The organism is Mycobacterium neumannii, from assembly GCF_048452905.1.
Lineage (GTDB): Bacteria > Actinomycetota > Actinomycetes > Mycobacteriales > Mycobacteriaceae > Mycobacterium > Mycobacterium neumannii_B.
The window spans coordinates 233,400-250,259 of sequence record NZ_JBCGVF010000001.1 but is presented as its reverse complement, the minus strand read 5'-3'; the positions used below and the strand labels follow the sequence as shown (position 1 = coordinate 250,259).

Genomic DNA, 16,860 nt, shown 5'->3' with positions numbered 1-16,860 from the left:
CATGGCGAGCGCCGACCGCGTCTGGATGACGCGACGTGCCTATATCAAACTGCAGGCCGAACTGGCGGAGCTGAGGACCAGACATCGATCCGAGGTGTCCGACGACGCCACCGACGATGACCCCACCCGCACGGCTGAGGACCGAATGCGGTCGAACCGGATCCACCGGATCGAACATCTGCTTGCGAACGCCGTCGTCGGCGAGGACCCACCCGACGATGGCGTGGCCGAGCCGGGCATGGTCTTGACCATCCGCTACGACGACACCGGTGACACCGAGACATTCCTGCTCGGTATCCGCGGTATCGAACCCGCCGAGATCGAGGTCTACTCGCCGCGGTCGCCGCTGGGCGTCGCGATCCTCGGGGCGCGGCCGGGGGATCGGCGCACGTACCTGGCCCCCACCGGCAAGGAGTTACACGTGACGCTTCTGCAAGCCAAGCCCTACGGGGCCGCCATCGATTCGGCAACCAGCCGACTCCCAGCTTGATTGCACGGAAGGACCGAAAAATGACGAGTGCGCAGCGAATCTGGATCTCGCGGGCCGCCTACGAGCGCCTGCAACAGGAACTCGCCACTTTGCGCGAGCTGTGTGCGAACGCGGTCGGTGACGAAGACACCGACGAGAACGCGAGCGCGATCAAGCGGGCACGCCAGGCGCGTATCCAGCAGATCCACGAGATGCTCATCAACGCTGTCGTCGGGGAGGATCCGCCGGACGACGGTATCGCCGAACCGGGCATGGTCGTCACGGTGCGGTACGACGACACCGCTGAGATCGAGACGTTCCTGCTCGGCGTGCGCAGCGCCGAACACGGCGACATCGAGGTGTACTCCACGCAGTCGCCGATGGGCGCGGCCATCCTCGGTGCCCGCCCCGGTGAGCAGCGCGCCTTCCGGACGCCGAGCGGGACCGAGCTCTCGGTCACGATGCTGACGGCGGTGCCGTACGGCATGCACAGCGATGACGGGACACCGGTGAACGCGGCCGGCTGATCGGCCGGCCGCGCCGGTTCGCTGAATGGCTTTCGGTGCGCGGCGGCGCTACCTAAGATCGAGGTCACGAGATTTGGGTACATGACCCCTGGCCCCGCGCCGAAGGGAGCGTTCAGTGACCGCCGAATTGACCTCGGTTCCCAAGCTGGAGGTGCGTCGCCCGTTCCCGGCCCGGATGGGTCCAAAGGGCGCGCTCATCTACAAGCTCATCACCACGACCGATCACAAGCTGATCGGCATCATGTACGTGGTCACCTGCTTCGTGTTCTTCTTCATCGGCGGGCTGATGGCGCTGTTCATCAGGGGCGAGCTGGCGATGCCGGGGCTGCAGTTCCTGTCCAATGAGCAGTACAACCAGCTGTTCACCATGCACGGCACGATCATGTTGCTGTTCTATGCGACGCCGATCGTGTTCGGGTTCGCCAACCTGGTGCTGCCGCTGCAGATCGGCGCGCCCGACGTGGCGTTCCCGCGGCTCAACGCGTTCTCGTACTGGCTGTTCCTGTTCGGCGGGCTCATCGCGGTCGCGGGCTTCATCACCCCAGGTGGTGCCGCTGACTTCGGCTGGACGGCGTACGCGCCGCTGAGCAACGCCATGCATTCACCGGGCGCCGGCGGTGACCTGTGGATCATGGGTCTCGCCGTCGCCGGTCTGGGCACCATCCTCGGTGGGGTCAACATGATCACCACCGTGGTGTGCATGCGCGCACCCGGAATGACGATGTTCCGGATGCCGATCTTCACCTGGAACATCCTGGTGACGTCGGTGCTGGTGCTGATGGCCTTCCCGATCCTGACCGCCGCACTGCTCGCACTGGCCGCCGATCGCCACCTCGGCGCGCACGTCTACGACCCGGCCAACGGCGGACCGATCCTCTATCAGCACCTGTTCTGGTTCTTCGGTCACCCCGAGGTGTACATCGTTGCGCTGCCGTTCTTCGGCATCGTCACCGAGATCATCCCGGTCTTCTCGCGCAAGCCGATTTTCGGTTACACCACGCTGGTCTACGCCACCCTGGGCATCGCCGCGTTGTCCGTCGTGGTGTGGGCGCACCACATGTACGCCACCGGCGCGGTGCTGTTGCCGTTCTTCTCGTTCACCACCTATCTGATCGCGGTGCCGACGGGCATCAAGTTCTTCAACTGGATAGGCACGATGTGGAGGGGCCAGTTGACCTTCGAGACACCGATGCTGTTCTCGATCGGGTTCATGCTCACCTTCCTTCTCGGTGGACTCACCGGCGTGATGCTGGCCAGCCCGCCGCTGGACTTCCACGTCTCCGACACCTACTTCTTGATCGCGCATTTCCACTACGTGTTGTTCGGGACCATCGTGTTCGCGACCTATGCGGGGATCTACTTCTGGTTCCCGAAGATGACTGGCCGGTTACTCGACGAACGGTTGGGCAAGCTGCACTTCTGGCTCACGTTCATCGGTTTCCACACCACGTTTTTGGTGCAGCACTGGCTGGGCAACGAGGGCATGCCTCGTCGGTACGCCGACTACCTACCGTCCGACGGGTTCGTACCGCTCAATGTGGTGTCGACGATCGGGGCGTTCATCCTGGGTATCTCGATGCTGCCGTTCGTCTGGAACGTGTTCAAGAGCTGGCGCTACGGCGAGCCGGTCACGGTCGACGATCCGTGGGGGTACGGCAATTCGCTGGAGTGGGCGACGTCTTGCCCGCCGCCGCGGCACAACTTCACCGAGCTGCCCCGGATCCGTTCGGAGCGGCCGGCTTTCGAGCTGCACTATCCCCACATGGTGGACCGGATGCGAGCCGAGTCGCATATCGGCAAGCACGCCACGGCGGGTGAGTCGCCGTCCGGTTTCGGACCGCGCACAGAGCCCGACCGCAGCTGATCCCTTCGGCTGCTCAGCCGGTCCGAACCGTTACGGAACCGACTGCTGCCGTTCGAAAGTCGCGATGATGGCGTCGACCGGCGACCGCCATGTCACGCCGAGGTCGCCGGTGGTGGCCGAGTCGTCGGTGGGCGTCGCGGCGGTGAGCAGCAGCGCCGCCTCATAGGTGAGACCGTCGCCAAGGTCGACAACGCCGGACAGCGCCTCCCCGACGATGCTGAGGCCTCGAAACATGCCCTGGCTGACCGGGATTCGCCGGAATCGACGGTTCGTGCCCCGTTCGAGGGCCGAGATCATGTCGTCGAACGCGATCAGCTCGCCCCCGCACACATACCGGCGCGGTCCGCGGCCGGGAACGAACAACCGGGCATGCACGTCGGCGACGTCGCGGACGTCGATCATCTGCATCCCTCCGCGCAGTCGCGGCGCGACGCCCCATCGCACCAGCGGCGCCCACCCACGCTCGGTCACGCCCGCGGCGGTGTGGAACGCCGGACCCACCACACTCGACGGGTAGGTGATGACGACCGGTGCGCCCTGCTCCTGCAGCCGCCGTGCCACGCGGTCGGCGTAGGCCTTGGTTTGCGCATACGAACTGCGGCCGGGCGCGGTCGGCGTATCGGGACCGATCACGCCGTTGGGTGGTGGGAACAGCGCGCTGTAGCTGCTGACCGACACCACGGGGTCCAACCCGCCTGCTGCCGCGCGCGTCAGCACCGCCTCGGTGGCATGGGCGTTGACCTCCCACATCAGCGTGGTGCGGCGTTTGTCGGTGCCAACAACTCCAGCGCCGTGCAGCACCGCGTCGCAGCCGTCGAGGAGCCCATCGACTGTGGCTGTCCGCCTGATGTCACCGCTCATCGTCTCGACGTCACCGATCTCGGCGAGCTTGGCCAGGACCGGCGCGCCTTCCGCGTCGGGCGCGATGAGCAGGCGCACGCGGTGGCCGGCGGAAAGCAGGGCACGCACGCAGTGGGCGCCGACGTAGCCGGTGCCCCCGGTGACGGCGATCAGCATGGTTCTCCTCGGGTCTCGAAGAAGGTGCCGATCGTATAGGAGTCGGCGCGGGGGCCCGCCGACGACATGGGCGGCCTCAGGTCTTCTCGGCGGCACGGTGTACCGCGTTGACGATCCCCTGATAACCCGTGCACCGGCAGAAGTTGCCCGACAAACCCTCGCGGATCTCTTCGTCGCTCGGCTTGGGATTGTCACGCAGCAACGCGGTGATGGAGGTGACGAAGCCCGGAGTGCAGAAACCGCACTGCAGCCCGTGGCATTCGCGCAGGGCGGCTTGCACCGGCGACAGTTCACCGTCGGCGCCGCCGATGCCCTCGACGGTGGTGACCTCCATACCCTCGGCCTGCACGGCGAAGATCAGGCAGGCGCGCACCGCGTCGCCGTCGAGCAGCACCGTGCAGGCACCACAGGCGCCGTGCTCACACCCGAGGTGTGTCCCGGTCAAACCACACTTCTCACGCAGGAAGTCCGCGAGTGTCAGGCGCGGTTCCACGGTCGCTGCGAACGTGCGCCCGTTGACCGTCACTTCGACCGGCATCTCATGCATCGCGTGCCTCCGTGATGGCGCCGGACCAGGCGCGGGCGACCATCGTCGCCCCGACCTTGGCCCGGTAGGTGGCCGACCCCTGCAGGTCGGATGGGATGTCCTCGAGCCCGGACAGTGCGAGCCGCCCGACTTCTTCGGCGCTGATCTCGTCGACCGGTCGACCGGTGACGGCCTCTTCGGCGGCGCTGGCCCGCAGCGGTGTCGAGCCCAGTCCCAACAAGCCGATGCCGCAACGACATACCCGGTCATCGTCGTCGAGTTCAACCGCCACCGCGGCGCCGGCGATCGCGAAATCGCCGTGGCGGCGGGCGAATTCCTCCAGCGCGAAACCTGACCGCCCGCCCCAGACGGGGAAGTGCACCGCGGTCAACATCTCCCCGGACGCCAGCGAGGTCTCCCAAAGACCGGTGAAGAAGTCTTTCGCCGCGATCTGCCGGAATCCCGTCGACGAGACGACATCCATCTGCGCGTCGAGCGCGAGCGCGACCGCCGCGTACTCCGCCGCAGGATCGGCGTGCGCGATGGCGCCGCCGAGCGTACCCCTGGTGCGGATCTGGAAGTGGCCGATGTGCGGGGTCGCCAGCGTCAGCAGCGGAACCGATTCCGCCACTTCGTCATCCATTCCGACGAACGAGTGCGGGGTGCCTGCCGCGACACGTACCGCGTCGTCCACCAAGTCGATGCTGCGAAGCTCGTCGATGCGGGAGATGTCGATGAGGTTGTCGAAGTGGGTCAGGCGCATCGCGAGCATCGGCACCAGACTCTGCCCGCCCGCAAGGATTTTCGCGTCCTCGCCGTATTCGGCGAGCATGTCCACCGCCTCCTTCACCGAATCGGGGCGGTGGTAGGTGAACGGAGCGGCTTTCACGGCCGCAGCCGCTCGGTCGGCGCGCTGAGCAGTCGCAGCAGGGCGGACTGCAGGTCGTCGGTCAGCACGGCGGTGGGGCTCTTCCTGCGGCGCCGCCCGATCAGGAAGCCCATCGCCAAGCCGCCGGCGACGGCGGCCACGACGGGTGCGGCCCGCTTGGCCATCGGCAGCGCAACGACTTTGAGCATGTCGATGGAATCGCCGGCATCGGGCTGAGCCGCAACCGCCGCCGTCTCCGTGGTCGGTGCGGTCGTCGCGGCGCCGCCGAGAAGATCCGATTCGAGGTTCTTGGCGAATTGTCCGATCAGGTTCGTCGACACGTCGGCCAGTACGCCGCGGCCGAACTGAGCGGCCTTCCCCGAGATGGTCAAGTCCGTGGTGATCGTGACGCTGGTCGCGTCACCCTCGTCCTTGAGTTGCGCGGTCACGTGCGCGGCCGCGTTACCACTGCCCCGGGTCTCCTTACCCTGCGCCTTGATGACAACACGGCGAGCGGCCTCGTCGCGCTCCTCGAACGAGGCATCCCCCTTGTAGGACACCGTGATCGGACCGACCTTGACCTTCACCGCGCCGGTGAAGGCGTCGCCGTCGACCGACAACAGCTGAGCACCCGGAATGCACGGCGCGACGCGTTCGACGTCGTTGAGTGCCTCCCATGCCGTGTCCACCGGCACGGCGACCCGGAATTCGTTATTGAGTTCCACTGTGGCTGCGTTCCTTACTTCTTGGCGTTCTCGATGGCCTCGACGATCGCGGCGGGGCTGGCGGGTAGGCGGGTCAGCGTGACACCGAGCGGTGCCAGGGCATCGTTGATCGCGTTGATGACGGCGGGTGTCGAACCGATCGCGCCGCCCTCGCCGACGCCCTTGTATCCGCCGACGCCGGGTCCGGGGATCTCCACGTGCCCGTACTCGATCGGGGGCACCTCGGTGGCCGTCGGCAGCAGGTAGTCGACGAAAGTGCTCGACAGCGGGTTGCCGTCGTCGTCGTAGGCCATGTCCTCGAGCAGCGCACCGCCGATGCCCTGCACGGTGCCGCCGGCGATCTGACCCTCGACCACGTTGGGGTTGATCATCGGGCCGACGTCCTCGCTGACGATGTAGCGGGTGAGGGTCACCCGCCCGGTCTCGATGTCGACCTCGCACGTGCAGGCATGGGTGGCGTTGGCCCAGTGGATCATCGCCTCAGGTGGTGAGGCGAACCGCGCGGTCGCCTCCAACGACGACGAGACACCGGGCGGCAACTGCTGCGGCTCGTAGTACGCCCGGTAGGCGAGATCAGCGAAAGTCACGCTCTTGTCCGGGTTTCCGGCCACCACGGCCCGCGAGCCGGTCAGCTCCACCTCGGCCTCGTCGACCTCGAGGCGCGGTGCGGCCATCGCGATGATCTGCTTACGCAGCAGCGCGCCCGCCTCGGCGACCGCACCCGCGGTCATCGGACCGCTGCGACTGCCTTGGGTGCCTGCGCCGTACGGGGTGACCGCGGTGTCGCCCTGGATCGTCGACACGTCGGTGATCTCGGCGCCCAGTGCGTCGGCGGTCAACTGCACGACGGTGGTCTCGAGGCTGTTGCCGGTCGACCCGCCGTTGACGTAGACGTTGATCTTGCCGGTGGGCTCCATCCGGATGGTGCAGCCCTCGGTGCCCAGGTGTCCGGTCGCGGCGCCGGTCGGTTCGATGTAAGCCGAGAATCCCAGACCGATGTAGCGGCCCTCGGCCAGCGCATCGGCCTGTTCCTTGCGGAAGCCCTCATGGTCGAGGATCTTCACGGCCTGCTCGAAGGTGTCGGCGGGCGCGACGTGGTCGTAGGGCATGCCGTTGGGGTTGAAGTAGGGCATCTCGTCGCCGCGCAGGATGTTGCGCCTGCGCAGTTCGACGGGATCCATGTCCAGCTTGCGCGCGGCGATGTCGAAAAGCACTTCGCGGGCCAGCGTTTCGTACTGCCAGGGACCGCGGTATGCGTGCAGGCCCGCGGTGTTGGAGAACACGGTCTTGTAGTTGAAGCTTGCCTTCGGCACCCGGTACGGGCCGGGGAAGAACATGCCGACCGCGGCGGTGGTCAGCACCGGGTACGGGGTGGGGTAGGCGCCGACGTCATAGGCGAAGTCGATGTCGACGGCGAGGATGGTGCCCTCCTCGTCAAGGGCCATCCGGGCGGTGCCGTCGACGTGGCGCGCCTGACCCGCCGACATCAGATTCTCGCGACGGTCCTCGATCCACTTCAGCGGCGCCGAGGCCTTCCGAGCCGCCAGCATGATGCACATGTCCTCGCGCATCGGCACGACCTTCTGGCCGAAGCCACCGCCGGTGTCGCGCATGATGACTCGCACGTTGTGCGCCGGGATGCCGAGCAGCCGCGCGCAGAAAGCCCGCAACTCGTGCGGCGTCTGCGTCGACGCCCACAGGGTCAGTTCCTCGGTCGCAGGCGTCCACTCCACAACCATGCCGCGGCACTCGATCGGCACCGGCGCGTGGATCTGCTGATAGACGTTCGCCGACGCGACGCAAGCGGCGTTGGTGAACGTCTCCTCGTCGGGTGGCGCTCCGCCCATGCCGCCCGCGACGTTGTCGGGGTAGGCCTCGTGCACCACCACCGCCGACCCGACGGCTTTCGTGAAGTCGGCGACCGCGGGGAGCGGCCCGTAGTCGACGTCGACCACATCGACGGCGTCCTCGGCGAGGTAGCGGCTGTCGGCCACGACGAGCGCGACCGGATCACCGACGAACTTCACCTCCCCCTCGGCCAGGGGCGGGCGCGGCGTGTCCGGGATGTCCTTGCCTGCGACCGCGTGCCACGACTCTTTGACGTCGGGATTGAGGTCGTCGGCGGTGAACACCGCGTGCACACCCGGCATGGCCAGCGCGGCCGACGCGTCGACGCCGTTGATCTTCGCCCTGGCGAAGGGGCTCCGCACGAAGCACGCGTGCAGCATCCCCGGCCGCACGACGTCGTCGACGAAGGTGCCTCGGCCGGTGAGAAGCCGGTTGTCCTCAATGCGCGCGACTCGGGTTCCTGCGTAACGGGTCGCGACCTTCTCCGCTGAAGCAGAAGTCACCGGATCACCCTTCTCCTCGCTGTGTAAAGAGTGACGTTATCGCATTCGAGAACGACATTTCCATAGGCGTTGTCTCATCCCTCGTGGTGGATGCGTCCGTCTGTGTCGCTCAGCGGACGGCCGCCGCCGCCCCACCTGCGGGCGATGATCTCGGCCGCGATCGACACCGCGGTCTCCTCGGGTGTGCGGGCGCCCAGGTCCAGGCCGATCGGGCTGGACAGCCGGGTCAGTTCGGCGTCGGCGAGGCCGCACTCGCGCAACCGGCGCAATCGATCGTCGTGTGTGCGACGAGATCCCATCACCCCGATGTAACCGACCTCGGGCAGGCCGAGTGCGACCCGGAGCACGGGAACGTCGAACTTCGGATCGTGGGTGAGCACGCAGATCGCCGTGCGCGTGTCGATCGCCCCCTGCTCGGCCTGCTCTGCGAGGTACCGGTCGGGCCACATCACCACGACCTCGTCGGCGCCGGGAAAGCGGGCGGGTGTGGCGAACACCGGGCGGGCGTCACACACGGTGACGCGATATCCGAGCAGGGCACCCTGCTGGGCGAGCGCGGCTGCGAAGTCGATCGCCCCGAAGATCAGCATCCGCGGCGGCGGCGCGTGGCTGGCGACGAACACCTCCATCCCGGTCTCCTGGCGCTGGCCGTCGGGGCCGTACGACAACACGCCCGTGCGACCGACGGCGAGCAACCCGCGCGCGTCGTCGGTGACCGCGGCGTCGACGCGCGCAGAACCCAGCGATCCGTCGACCGAATCCGTGCCGATGACCAGGCGGCGCCCGATCCGGTCGGCGTCGGGGTGCGCGATGACGGTGGCCACGGCGGTGGGTCGGTGTGCGGCGATGTCGTCGGCGATCGCCTGCAGCTGCGGGAAGCTGTCGCGTGACACCGGCTCGGCGAAGATGTCGATGATGCCGCCGCACGTCAGCCCCACCGCGAAGGCGTCGTCGTCGCTGATGCCGTAGCGCTGTAACTCCGGGCGTCCCGAGGCGACAACCTCGTTGACCAGTTCGTAGACGGCGGCCTCGACGCAGCCGCCGGACACCGAACCGGCGACCGAGCCGTCGGGGCTGACCACCATGGTCGCGCCGGGCTGCCGCGGCGCCGAGCGGATCGTGCGCACGACGGTGGCCAGACCGGCGGCGCCGCCGGACCGCCACACGGTCAGCAACTCCTCGAGCACCTCGCGCACGCTGGCAGTCTAAGCCCGAGACGCTGTGCAAGTGCTCAGCGGGAAGGCGGGCGAACGCCGGACGGCGCGTCGTGTTCGCTCTATCGTTGATGGCATCGCCTGGAATCTGCCCAAACCACTGCCCATTCCGCGGTTGCCGTCGTTACCCGCGTTGGCCTCGGCTGCGAATGTCCCGGAAGGCCGGATGGTGGAGTTACCCGGCCGCGGTACGACGTACGTCGTCGACTCGGGGCCCTGCGACGGCCCCGTTTTCATGTTGTTGCACTCGGTGGCGTGCACGGGTGTCATGACGTGGTACCCCGCGCTGGATGCACTGCGGGAATTCGGTCGCGTGGTGGTGTTCGACCAACGCGGTCATGGTCAGGGCATCACGGCGCCCCGGTTTCTGCTCGAGGACTGCGCCGACGATGTCGCAGCCGTGGCAGACGCTCTGGGCATCCGGACGTTCGTGCCGGTCGGCTACTCGATGGGATCGCTCGTGGCCCAACTGGTCTGGAAGCGTCACCCGGCCCGTGTCGACGGTTTGGTGTTGTGCGCCGCGGCGGCGGCGGTCAACCGAGCCAGCTACGAGCGGATAGCGACCGGCGTGTTCGCAGCGCTGCTCGACTCGCTGAGTCCGCCTGCGAGGCGACTCGCACCCGCCGCGATGGTGGGCCCTGGCGCGTTGCAGAACCACCAGTGGCTGCTCAACCAGGTGCGTAGTACGTCGCCCGGTGCGATCACCCGGGCCCTGGCCGAGGTCATCCGCTTCGACTCGACGACATGGATCCACGAGGTCGACGTCCCCACAGCGGTGGTGGTGACGACACGCGACCGGGCCTTCGGGGTGCGACGGCAGCGATGGCTGGCGAGTCGGATACCGGACGCCGAAACCGTCGACGTGGCCGCCGGTCACGCCGGATGCACGTTCGCATCCGACAAGTTCGTCGAAGCGCTCCTGACCGCAGCCGAGTCGGTCAGCAGACGCCTCCCGCCGATCGGGCGGTACAAGACCGCCGAAGGATAGCGACGTGAAGCGCCTCAGTGGCTGGGACTCGCTGCTGCTGTCCAGCGAAACGCCGAACGTGCACCAGCACACGCTCAAGATCGCGGTGGTCGACACCTCGCAGTTCGAGGGCGAGCCGACGTTCGACGCGTTCCTCGAGACGTTCCGCGAGCGCCTGCCGGCGCTGGATCCCTTCCGGTACGAACTCGTCGACGTTCCACTGCATCTGCATCGGCCGGTGTGGCGGCAAGGCGCCGACATCGACTTCGGCTACCACGTCCGGAAAGTGACCGTTCCGGACCCGGGCGGGCGTGCAGGACTCGACGCGCTGATCGGTCAGATCGCGAGCACGCCCTTGGATCGCAGCCGACCGCTGTGGGAGCTGTACTACGCCGAAGGTCTCGCCGACAACCGCGTCGCTGTGATCGGCAAGGTGCACCACGCGTTGGCAGACGGCGTCGCGTCGGCCAACCTGATGGCCCGTGCGATGGAATGGCCCGGCACCGGCGCCGGTGAGCCCCGTTCCGGAGGCGACTCCGAAACACTTTCTGCCGCGGCTGTGCTCGTGTTCGCGGTACGTGACCACGTCCGCCAGCTCGCGGGCCTGCCCGGTGTCGTCAAAGAGGTTGCCGTCGGCGCCTACCGGCTTCAGCGTCGAGCCCGTCAGCGCCGTCGCCGACCCGAACTCGCCGAACGGTTCAAACCGCCCCCCACCTTCCTCAACCGCAAGATCTCGGCTGGGCGCGCGTTCGCGACCGCCACCCTGTCGATCGACGAGGTCAGAGCGACGAGCAGATATCTCGAAGCGACCGTCAACGACGTGGTGCTCGCGATCGCCGCCGGCGGACTGCGCACGCTGATCATCGAGCGTGAGGGGGTCGCCGACGACGCGCTGATCGCCTCGGTTCCCGCTGCGACCGACACCTCGCCAGACCGCATCACCGGCAACGAGTTGAGCACCATGCTGGTGTCTCTGCCGGTACAGATCGAGGACCCGCTGGAAAGGCTCCGTTTGATCCGGATGGCCGCGCGGATGGCCAAAGAGGACAACGAGTCGCTCGGACCCGCCACCGTGGGCAAGGGTTTGCGGTATGTACCGCCCGCGGCGGCCCACGCCACCTTCCGATGGACGTCGCGCCGCGAGGCGCCGAACCAGTTGTTCAACCTGATCGTGTCGAATGTGCCGGGACCCCGCGAGCGTGGCCGGATCGCCGGTGCGGTCGTCACCGAGATCTACTCGGTAGGGCCGCTGGCCGCCGGTGCGGCGATGAACATGACGGTGTGGAGCTACGTCGACCAGCTCAACATCTCGGTGCTCTGCGACGACCTGGCGTTCGATGACGTCCACACCGCGACGGACGCGTTCATCGCCGCTTTCGCCGAACTCCGCCGGGCCACCGGTCTTGGCCAGACCACCACCGAGTTGGACGGCGCTCTGCCGCGGGTCACCTCGCATCGAACGCGATCGGAAGCGTCGCAGGGCCGGTGAGGCCCAGCAACGTAGGTGACTACTCCAGCCCGGAAGCGAGGCGATATGCGTAGTGCATGGGCGGTTCCGGCCTTGGCCGTTGTCCTCGCGTGGCCGACGCTTGGCGTGGCCTCCGCGACACCGGCTGCACCCGTGCCGCCGCTGACGGACGCGGCTCGGGCGGCGGGACTCGTCGATGTCCGCACCGTCGTACCCGACGCGGTGGTCGACCTGCGGTACGCGACGACGAACAACTTCGTCGGCGAGCAGCTGTATCCCGCCGATGCGCGGTGCCTTGTCGACGAGTCGATGGCGCCAGGCTTGGCGGCGGCCGCCGACGCGTTGCGCCCCGGCGGCGAGGTGCTGGTGTTCTGGGATTGCTACCGGCCGCACGACGTGCAGGTGCGGATGTTCGAGACGGTCCCGGAGCCCGGGTGGGTGGCCAGACCCGGACCCTATGCCAGCAGCCATGAAGCGGCGTTGTCGGTCGACGTGACCTTGGCCCGTGACGGCGCCCTCGTCGATATGGGCACTGGCTTCGACGAGTTCACTACGCGCGCCAACGCCTACGCCACCGACGGGGTCAGCCCCGCGGCTCAGACCAACCGCAAACGGTTGCGCGAGGCGATGGCCGCGGGCGGGCTCACCGTTTACGCCGGCGAGTGGTGGCATTTCGACGCGCCGGGTGCGAACCAGCAGCGCCCGATACTCGACGTCCCCGTGAACTAGCTGCAGCTCAGACCCGTCAGGCGGCGGCCGGATCGGCGGTCATGGCTTGACAGTAGGAGCACAGGTTCGGCCCGAGTGTCGGGTAACCACATCCGCCGCAGATCGCGACCGCGGTGACTTCTTCGGCTTCGGGCATGCCGCTTATTTACCCCCTTGAAATGCAATTAATCCCGGACTTGAGACAAAGTCTGGGAAGCTGCCCACGACATGGCTACTGCACAGCTCGCCCCGGTCAGCGGCACCCACAGCGCGCGGCGAGCCTGGGTTGCGGTCGCGCTGCTCGCGATCGTTGGGACGTTGAATTACGCGGACCGGTTCCTGCCCGCGGTCCTTGCCGAACCGATCAGGGCGGAACTGGACCTGTCCGATACCGCCCTGGGCGTGATCAATGGGTTCGGTTTCCTGGCCATCTACGCCGTGCTCGGCCTGCTGATCGCCCGGATCGCCGACCGCGGTGCGTTCGGGCTGGTGGTGTCGACGTGCCTGACGCTGTGGGGCGCGATGACGATGCTGGGCGGTGCGGTGCAGTCGGGTTTCCAACTGGCGCTCACCCGCGTGGGCGTCGCGATCGGTGAGGCTGGCAGCACACCGGCCGCGCACGCGTATGTGGCGCGAAACTTCGCCCCGCAACGTCGTGCCGCGCCGCTGGCGGTGATCACGCTCGCGATCCCACTCGCCAGCGCGGTCAGCCTGATCGGCGGCGGCCTGCTGGCTCAAGCCCTAGGCTGGCGGATGGCGTTCGTGGTCATGGGGGCGGTCAGCGTGGCGTTCGCGCCGCTGGTCCTCGTCGCGCTCGGGCGTAGGCAGTCGATGCCCGCCACGACCGACGTCGACGTCGGTGTCCCCGCCAAGGCCTGGGATCTGTTGCGTAAAGGCAGCTTCGTGGGTGTCGTCGTCGGCGCGTCCTGCATCTCGGTGGCGGGTTACTCGTTGACGGCCTTTGCCCCTGCTTATCTGGTCCGGACCCGCGGTATGGAGTTGGGCGAGGTCGGAGTGCATTACGGCATCGCCAGCGGGCTGACGGGGATCCTCGGCCTGCTGGTCGTGGGCCGGGTCGCGGACCGGTTGTCGGCACGGGATCCGCGATGGCTGCTGTGGCTGGTGGCCGCGATGACCGCTGCGATGCTCCCCTTCTCGGCGCTGGCGTTCACGGTGGGTGACCGGACGCTGTGCATATGGTTCATCTCGCTGAGCTACGTCGTCGGCACGGCGTACATGGCGCCGTCCATCGCGGCCATCCAACGCCTGGCCCGAGCCGAACAGCGCGCGACGGCTTCGGCGATCTTCCTGTTCTTCGGCGCCATCGTCGGGTCAGCGGGCCCGTTCCTCACCGGCGTCATCAGCGATGCGCTCTCCGGCGACCTCGGCGCGATGTCGCTGGGGCGGTCGTTGTTGATCGTGCCCGTGTTCCAGGTGGTCGCGATCCTCTGTTACCTCCTGGCGAGTCGGAGGTTCATCCGTGAGATCGTCGACTCAGATGATCGGCGGGTCGTCGGGTCGCACTAGCCGCAGCCACCGGTAGCCGTACGGTTCCAGGCCGACCTCGATGCGGCCCTTGTCGTCGAGTTCGTGTTCGGTGAGGTCGTCGAGCAGGTCGACGAGCTTGCAGCCCGGCGCCTCGCCGAGTTGGACCGGCGCAAGGCAGCTTTCGGCGCCGAAATTGTGCAGTGCGACCATTGCCCAACCCGACTTTTCGCGGCAGACATGTGCCAGCACGGCGGGATTCGGTTGGTTCAGGATCTCGGGAGTCGACCATCCGATCTCCGGTTGGGACCGGTACGTGTAGATGAGATTGCGCATGAACCACCAGAACGACTGGTGATCGTGGCGCTGGTCGGCGGCGTTGACCCGGTCGGGACCGTACATTCCGTCGGGCTGGGGCCTGGGCAGTTTGCGCTTGGCCGCCTTGGAGAAGCCACCGTTGGCACCGTTGGTCCACTGCATCGGGGTGCGCACCGCAAAGCGTCCCTCGACGTCGAGATTCTCGGCCATGCCGATCTCCTCTCCGTAGAACAGGACCGGGGTGCCGGGCAGCGAGAACATCAGCGAATAGGCCATCCGCATACGCCGCTCATCGCCGCCGAGCATGGCCGGTAGCCGCCTGCGCAGGCCGCGCCCGTAGAGCTGCATGTCCGGGTCGGGGCCGAAGGCGTCGAAGATCTCCTGGCGCTCGTCGTCGCTCAGTTTGTCCAGGGTGAGCTCATCGTGATTGCGCACGAAATTGGCCCACTGGCTCGTGATGTCGAGCGACGGCCGTTGCATCAGTGCCTCGGCGATCGGTCGGGCGTCGCCGCGCGCCATGGACAGGTAGACGTTCTGCATTCCGATGAAGTCGAACTGCATGTTGAGCCCGTCTCCGTCGGGGCCGCCGAAGAAGGACTTCTGATCCTGATAACCGACGTTCACCTCGCCGAGCAGCACAGCGTCGCCGACCCGTCGGGTGACGAAGTTGCGCACGTCGCCGAGGTACTCGTACGGGTCGAAGACCCCTGGATCGCCGGGTGCGCCGTCGCGGGCGAAGAGGAACGGGACGGCATCGACCCGGAAACCGGATACCCCCAGCTCGAGCCAGAAGCCGAGCACCCGCGAGATCTCTTCCTGTACAACGGGGTTGGCGATGTTCAGGTCCGGCTGGTGTTTGAGGAAGTGGTGCAGGTACCACTCGTCGGTCTTCGGGTCGCGCTCCCAGAGGCTGTCCTCCTTGTCGGGGAACACGACGTCCTTCTTGCTCGACTTGGGTTTCGTCGCGCTCCACACGTAGTAGTCGCGATACGGGTCGTCGGTGCTGCGGCAGGCGGACTTGAACCACGGGTGGCGGTCCGAGGTGTGGTTCATGACGAAGTCGACGATCACCCGGATCCCGCAGGACTTGGCGGTGCGCACGAGTTCGACGAAGTCACCGTGCGTTCCCAGTCGGGGGTCGACACCGAAGAAGTCGACGATGTCGTAGCCGTCGTCCACCCGGCCGGTGGGGTAGAACGGCATGAGCCACAGACACGTCACACCAAGGCCGGCGAGGTACTCGATGCGCTCGGTCATGCCGCGGATGTCGCCACAGCCGTCGCCGTCCCAGTCGTAGAAGGTCTCGATGTCGGCGCAGTAGAAGACGGCGTTCTTCCACCACAGGTCGCCAGTCTCGATCTTCCTCACGCGGAGACCGCCGTCGGATTGAGCCGGGGCAGCACGTGTTCGCCGAACGCGTCGATGAAGCCGGTCTGCTGTTGTCCGACGAAGTGCAGGTACAACTCGTCCCACCCTTGCTCCAGATCCTGCTGCAGCCACTCGAGATGCTTACCCAAATCGCTTGATATCCGGACGGATTGGTGCATCTGCTCGGGGGTGACCTTCTCGCTCATGACGTCGAACGCCTCGACCGTCTCGGTGTCCCAGCAGACCGGGGGATCGAACACGTTACTGCGCCACTGGTCGTGGGCGATCGCGAGCGCCTCGTCCTCCGACGGGGCCCAACTTAGGTGAATCTGCAACCGCGCAGGCCCGCGGCCGCCGGCGTCACGGTAGGCCCGAAGGACCTTCTCCAGCGCTTCTCTCGACTGGTTCACCGTGACGAGCCCGTCCGCCCAGGTGGCATGCCGGGCGGCGGTTTCCGGGGTGACGGCTGGCCCGACGAGATCGGGGATCTTGTCGGGCAGGGTCCACAGCCGCGCGCGATTGACCTGTACCAGGCCTTCGTGGCTGACCTCGTCGCCGCCGAGTAGTTGTCTGATGACTTCGACGCACTCGACGAGGCGCTGGTCGCGCACCTCTTTGCGCGGCCATTCGTCGCCGGTGATCCGTTCGTTGGACGCCTCACCCGAGCCGAGTGCGGCCCAGATCCGGCCTGGGAACATCTGCGCGAGCGTGGCGATGGCCTGGGCGACGATCGCCGGGTGGTACCGCTGCCCCGGCGCGTTGACGACCCCGAACGGAAGCTGCGTCGTGGCCAGTGCCGCACCGAGGAAGGCCCACGCGAAACCGGATTCGCCCTGCCGCTCACTCCAGGGGCTGAAGTGGTCCGATGACATGGCTGCGGTGAAACCCGCCTGCTCGGCGCGCTGGACGTCGCACAGCAATTGCGCCGGATTGATCTGCTCGTGCGAGCAGTGGAAACCGATGACCGTCATGGGACACCGCGTAC

15 protein-coding genes are annotated in these 16,860 nt (G+C 67.3%); 7 read left to right on the top strand and 8 right to left on the bottom strand.

Annotation, left to right across the window (positions count from 1 at the left end):
• Position 1: 1 nt before the first annotated feature.
• The 3 genes from AAHH99_RS01110 to ctaD all read left to right on the top strand — a co-directional run bounded on the left by AAHH99_RS01110 (position 2) and on the right by ctaD (position 2,860).
• Positions 2 to 490 (top strand): GreA/GreB family elongation factor, encoded by a 489-nt coding sequence (locus AAHH99_RS01110; RefSeq protein WP_418767560.1) that lies wholly within the window; start codon positions 2 to 4, stop codon positions 488 to 490.
• 20 nt (positions 491 to 510) lie between these two features.
• A complete protein-coding gene (locus tag AAHH99_RS01105) occupies positions 511 to 996 on the top strand; it encodes a GreA/GreB family elongation factor (protein WP_067393835.1) in 486 nt (161 codons plus the stop codon).
• A gap of 175 nt (positions 997 to 1,171) precedes the next feature.
• The gene (ctaD, locus tag AAHH99_RS01100; protein WP_418767559.1) at positions 1,172 to 2,860 is read left to right on the top strand and encodes a cytochrome c oxidase subunit I; all 1,689 of its coding nucleotides are present in this window, start codon (positions 1,172 to 1,174) and stop codon (positions 2,858 to 2,860) included.
• Positions 2,861 to 2,890: 30 nt separating this feature from the next.
• On the opposite strand, the gene AAHH99_RS01095 is transcribed toward ctaD, so the two are convergent.
• The 6 genes from AAHH99_RS01095 to AAHH99_RS01070 form a co-directional block, all read right to left on the bottom strand.
• Positions 2,891 to 3,877 carry an NAD-dependent epimerase/dehydratase family protein gene (locus AAHH99_RS01095; protein ID WP_418767040.1) on the bottom strand — a complete coding sequence of 329 codons (987 nt, stop codon included), beginning with the start codon at positions 3,875 to 3,877 and terminating at the stop codon, positions 2,891 to 2,893.
• 76 nt (positions 3,878 to 3,953) lie between these two features.
• On the bottom strand, positions 3,954 to 4,424 hold the full coding sequence (locus AAHH99_RS01090) for a (2Fe-2S)-binding protein (RefSeq protein WP_418767039.1): 471 nt from the start codon (positions 4,422 to 4,424) through the stop codon (positions 3,954 to 3,956).
• Positions 4,417 to 5,292 (bottom strand): FAD binding domain-containing protein, encoded by an 876-nt coding sequence (locus AAHH99_RS01085; RefSeq protein WP_418767038.1) that lies wholly within the window; start codon positions 5,290 to 5,292, stop codon positions 4,417 to 4,419. The genes AAHH99_RS01090 and AAHH99_RS01085 overlap by 8 nt, the downstream gene beginning before the upstream one ends.
• Positions 5,289 to 5,996, bottom strand: a complete 708-nt coding sequence (locus AAHH99_RS01080; protein WP_418767037.1) for an SRPBCC family protein — start codon at positions 5,994 to 5,996, stop codon at positions 5,289 to 5,291. Before AAHH99_RS01080 ends, AAHH99_RS01085 begins: the two co-directional genes overlap by 4 nt.
• Before the next feature lie 14 nt (positions 5,997 to 6,010).
• Positions 6,011 to 8,347 (bottom strand): xanthine dehydrogenase family protein molybdopterin-binding subunit, encoded by a 2,337-nt coding sequence (locus AAHH99_RS01075; protein WP_418767036.1) that lies wholly within the window; start codon positions 8,345 to 8,347, stop codon positions 6,011 to 6,013.
• Between the two features lie 74 nt (positions 8,348 to 8,421).
• Complete coding sequence (locus AAHH99_RS01070) at positions 8,422 to 9,543, bottom strand: XdhC family protein (protein WP_418767035.1); 1,122 nt, start codon at positions 9,541 to 9,543, stop codon at positions 8,422 to 8,424.
• A 184-nt stretch (positions 9,544 to 9,727) separates the two neighbouring features.
• Between AAHH99_RS01070 and AAHH99_RS01065 the strand changes: the two genes are divergently transcribed.
• The 4 genes from AAHH99_RS01065 to AAHH99_RS01050 all read left to right on the top strand — a co-directional run bounded on the left by AAHH99_RS01065 (position 9,728) and on the right by AAHH99_RS01050 (position 14,231).
• Complete coding sequence (locus AAHH99_RS01065) at positions 9,728 to 10,549, top strand: alpha/beta fold hydrolase (RefSeq protein WP_418767034.1); 822 nt, start codon at positions 9,728 to 9,730, stop codon at positions 10,547 to 10,549.
• A gap of 4 nt (positions 10,550 to 10,553) precedes the next feature.
• A complete protein-coding gene (locus AAHH99_RS01060) occupies positions 10,554 to 12,017 on the top strand; it encodes a WS/DGAT/MGAT family O-acyltransferase (RefSeq protein ID WP_418767033.1) in 1,464 nt (487 codons plus the stop codon).
• A 45-nt stretch (positions 12,018 to 12,062) separates the two neighbouring features.
• Positions 12,063 to 12,725, top strand: a complete 663-nt coding sequence (locus AAHH99_RS01055) for a M15 family metallopeptidase (protein WP_418767032.1) — start codon at positions 12,063 to 12,065, stop codon at positions 12,723 to 12,725.
• Between the two features lie 207 nt (positions 12,726 to 12,932).
• Positions 12,933 to 14,231, top strand: coding sequence for a spinster family MFS transporter (locus AAHH99_RS01050; protein WP_418767031.1), 1,299 nt, complete (start codon positions 12,933 to 12,935; stop codon positions 14,229 to 14,231).
• Here the strand turns inward: AAHH99_RS01050 and AAHH99_RS01045 are convergent.
• On the bottom strand, positions 14,199 to 15,875 hold the full coding sequence (locus tag AAHH99_RS01045; protein WP_418767030.1) for an alpha-amylase family protein: 1,677 nt from the start codon (positions 15,873 to 15,875) through the stop codon (positions 14,199 to 14,201). The genes AAHH99_RS01050 and AAHH99_RS01045 overlap by 33 nt on opposite strands.
• The gene (locus tag AAHH99_RS01040) at positions 15,872 to 16,846 is read right to left on the bottom strand and encodes a TIGR03885 family FMN-dependent LLM class oxidoreductase (protein WP_418767029.1); all 975 of its coding nucleotides are present in this window, start codon (positions 16,844 to 16,846) and stop codon (positions 15,872 to 15,874) included. Before AAHH99_RS01040 ends, AAHH99_RS01045 begins: the two co-directional genes overlap by 4 nt.
• Between the last annotated feature and the right edge of the window lie 14 nt (positions 16,847 to 16,860).

Bases quoted from the DNA above. Each gene is read 5' to 3' on its own strand.
- AAHH99_RS01110 (WP_418767560.1), top strand. From the start codon at position 2: ATGGCGAGCGCCGACCGCGTCTGGATGACGCGACGTGCCTATATCAAA.
- AAHH99_RS01105 (WP_067393835.1), top strand. From the start codon at position 511: ATGACGAGTGCGCAGCGAATCTGGATCTCGCGGGCCGCCTACGAGCGC.
- ctaD (WP_418767559.1), top strand. From the start codon at position 1,172: ATGGGTCCAAAGGGCGCGCTCATCTACAAGCTCATCACCACGACCGAT.
- AAHH99_RS01095 (WP_418767040.1), bottom strand. From the start codon at position 3,877: ATGCTGATCGCCGTCACCGGGGGCACCGGCTACGTCGGCGCCCACTGC.
- AAHH99_RS01090 (WP_418767039.1), bottom strand. From the start codon at position 4,424: ATGCATGAGATGCCGGTCGAAGTGACGGTCAACGGGCGCACGTTCGCA.
- AAHH99_RS01065 (WP_418767034.1), top strand. From the start codon at position 9,728: ATGGTGGAGTTACCCGGCCGCGGTACGACGTACGTCGTCGACTCGGGG.
- AAHH99_RS01055 (WP_418767032.1), top strand. From the start codon at position 12,063: ATGCGTAGTGCATGGGCGGTTCCGGCCTTGGCCGTTGTCCTCGCGTGG.
- AAHH99_RS01050 (WP_418767031.1), top strand. From the start codon at position 12,933: ATGGCTACTGCACAGCTCGCCCCGGTCAGCGGCACCCACAGCGCGCGG.
- AAHH99_RS01040 (WP_418767029.1), bottom strand. From the start codon at position 16,846: ATGACGGTCATCGGTTTCCACTGCTCGCACGAGCAGATCAATCCGGCG.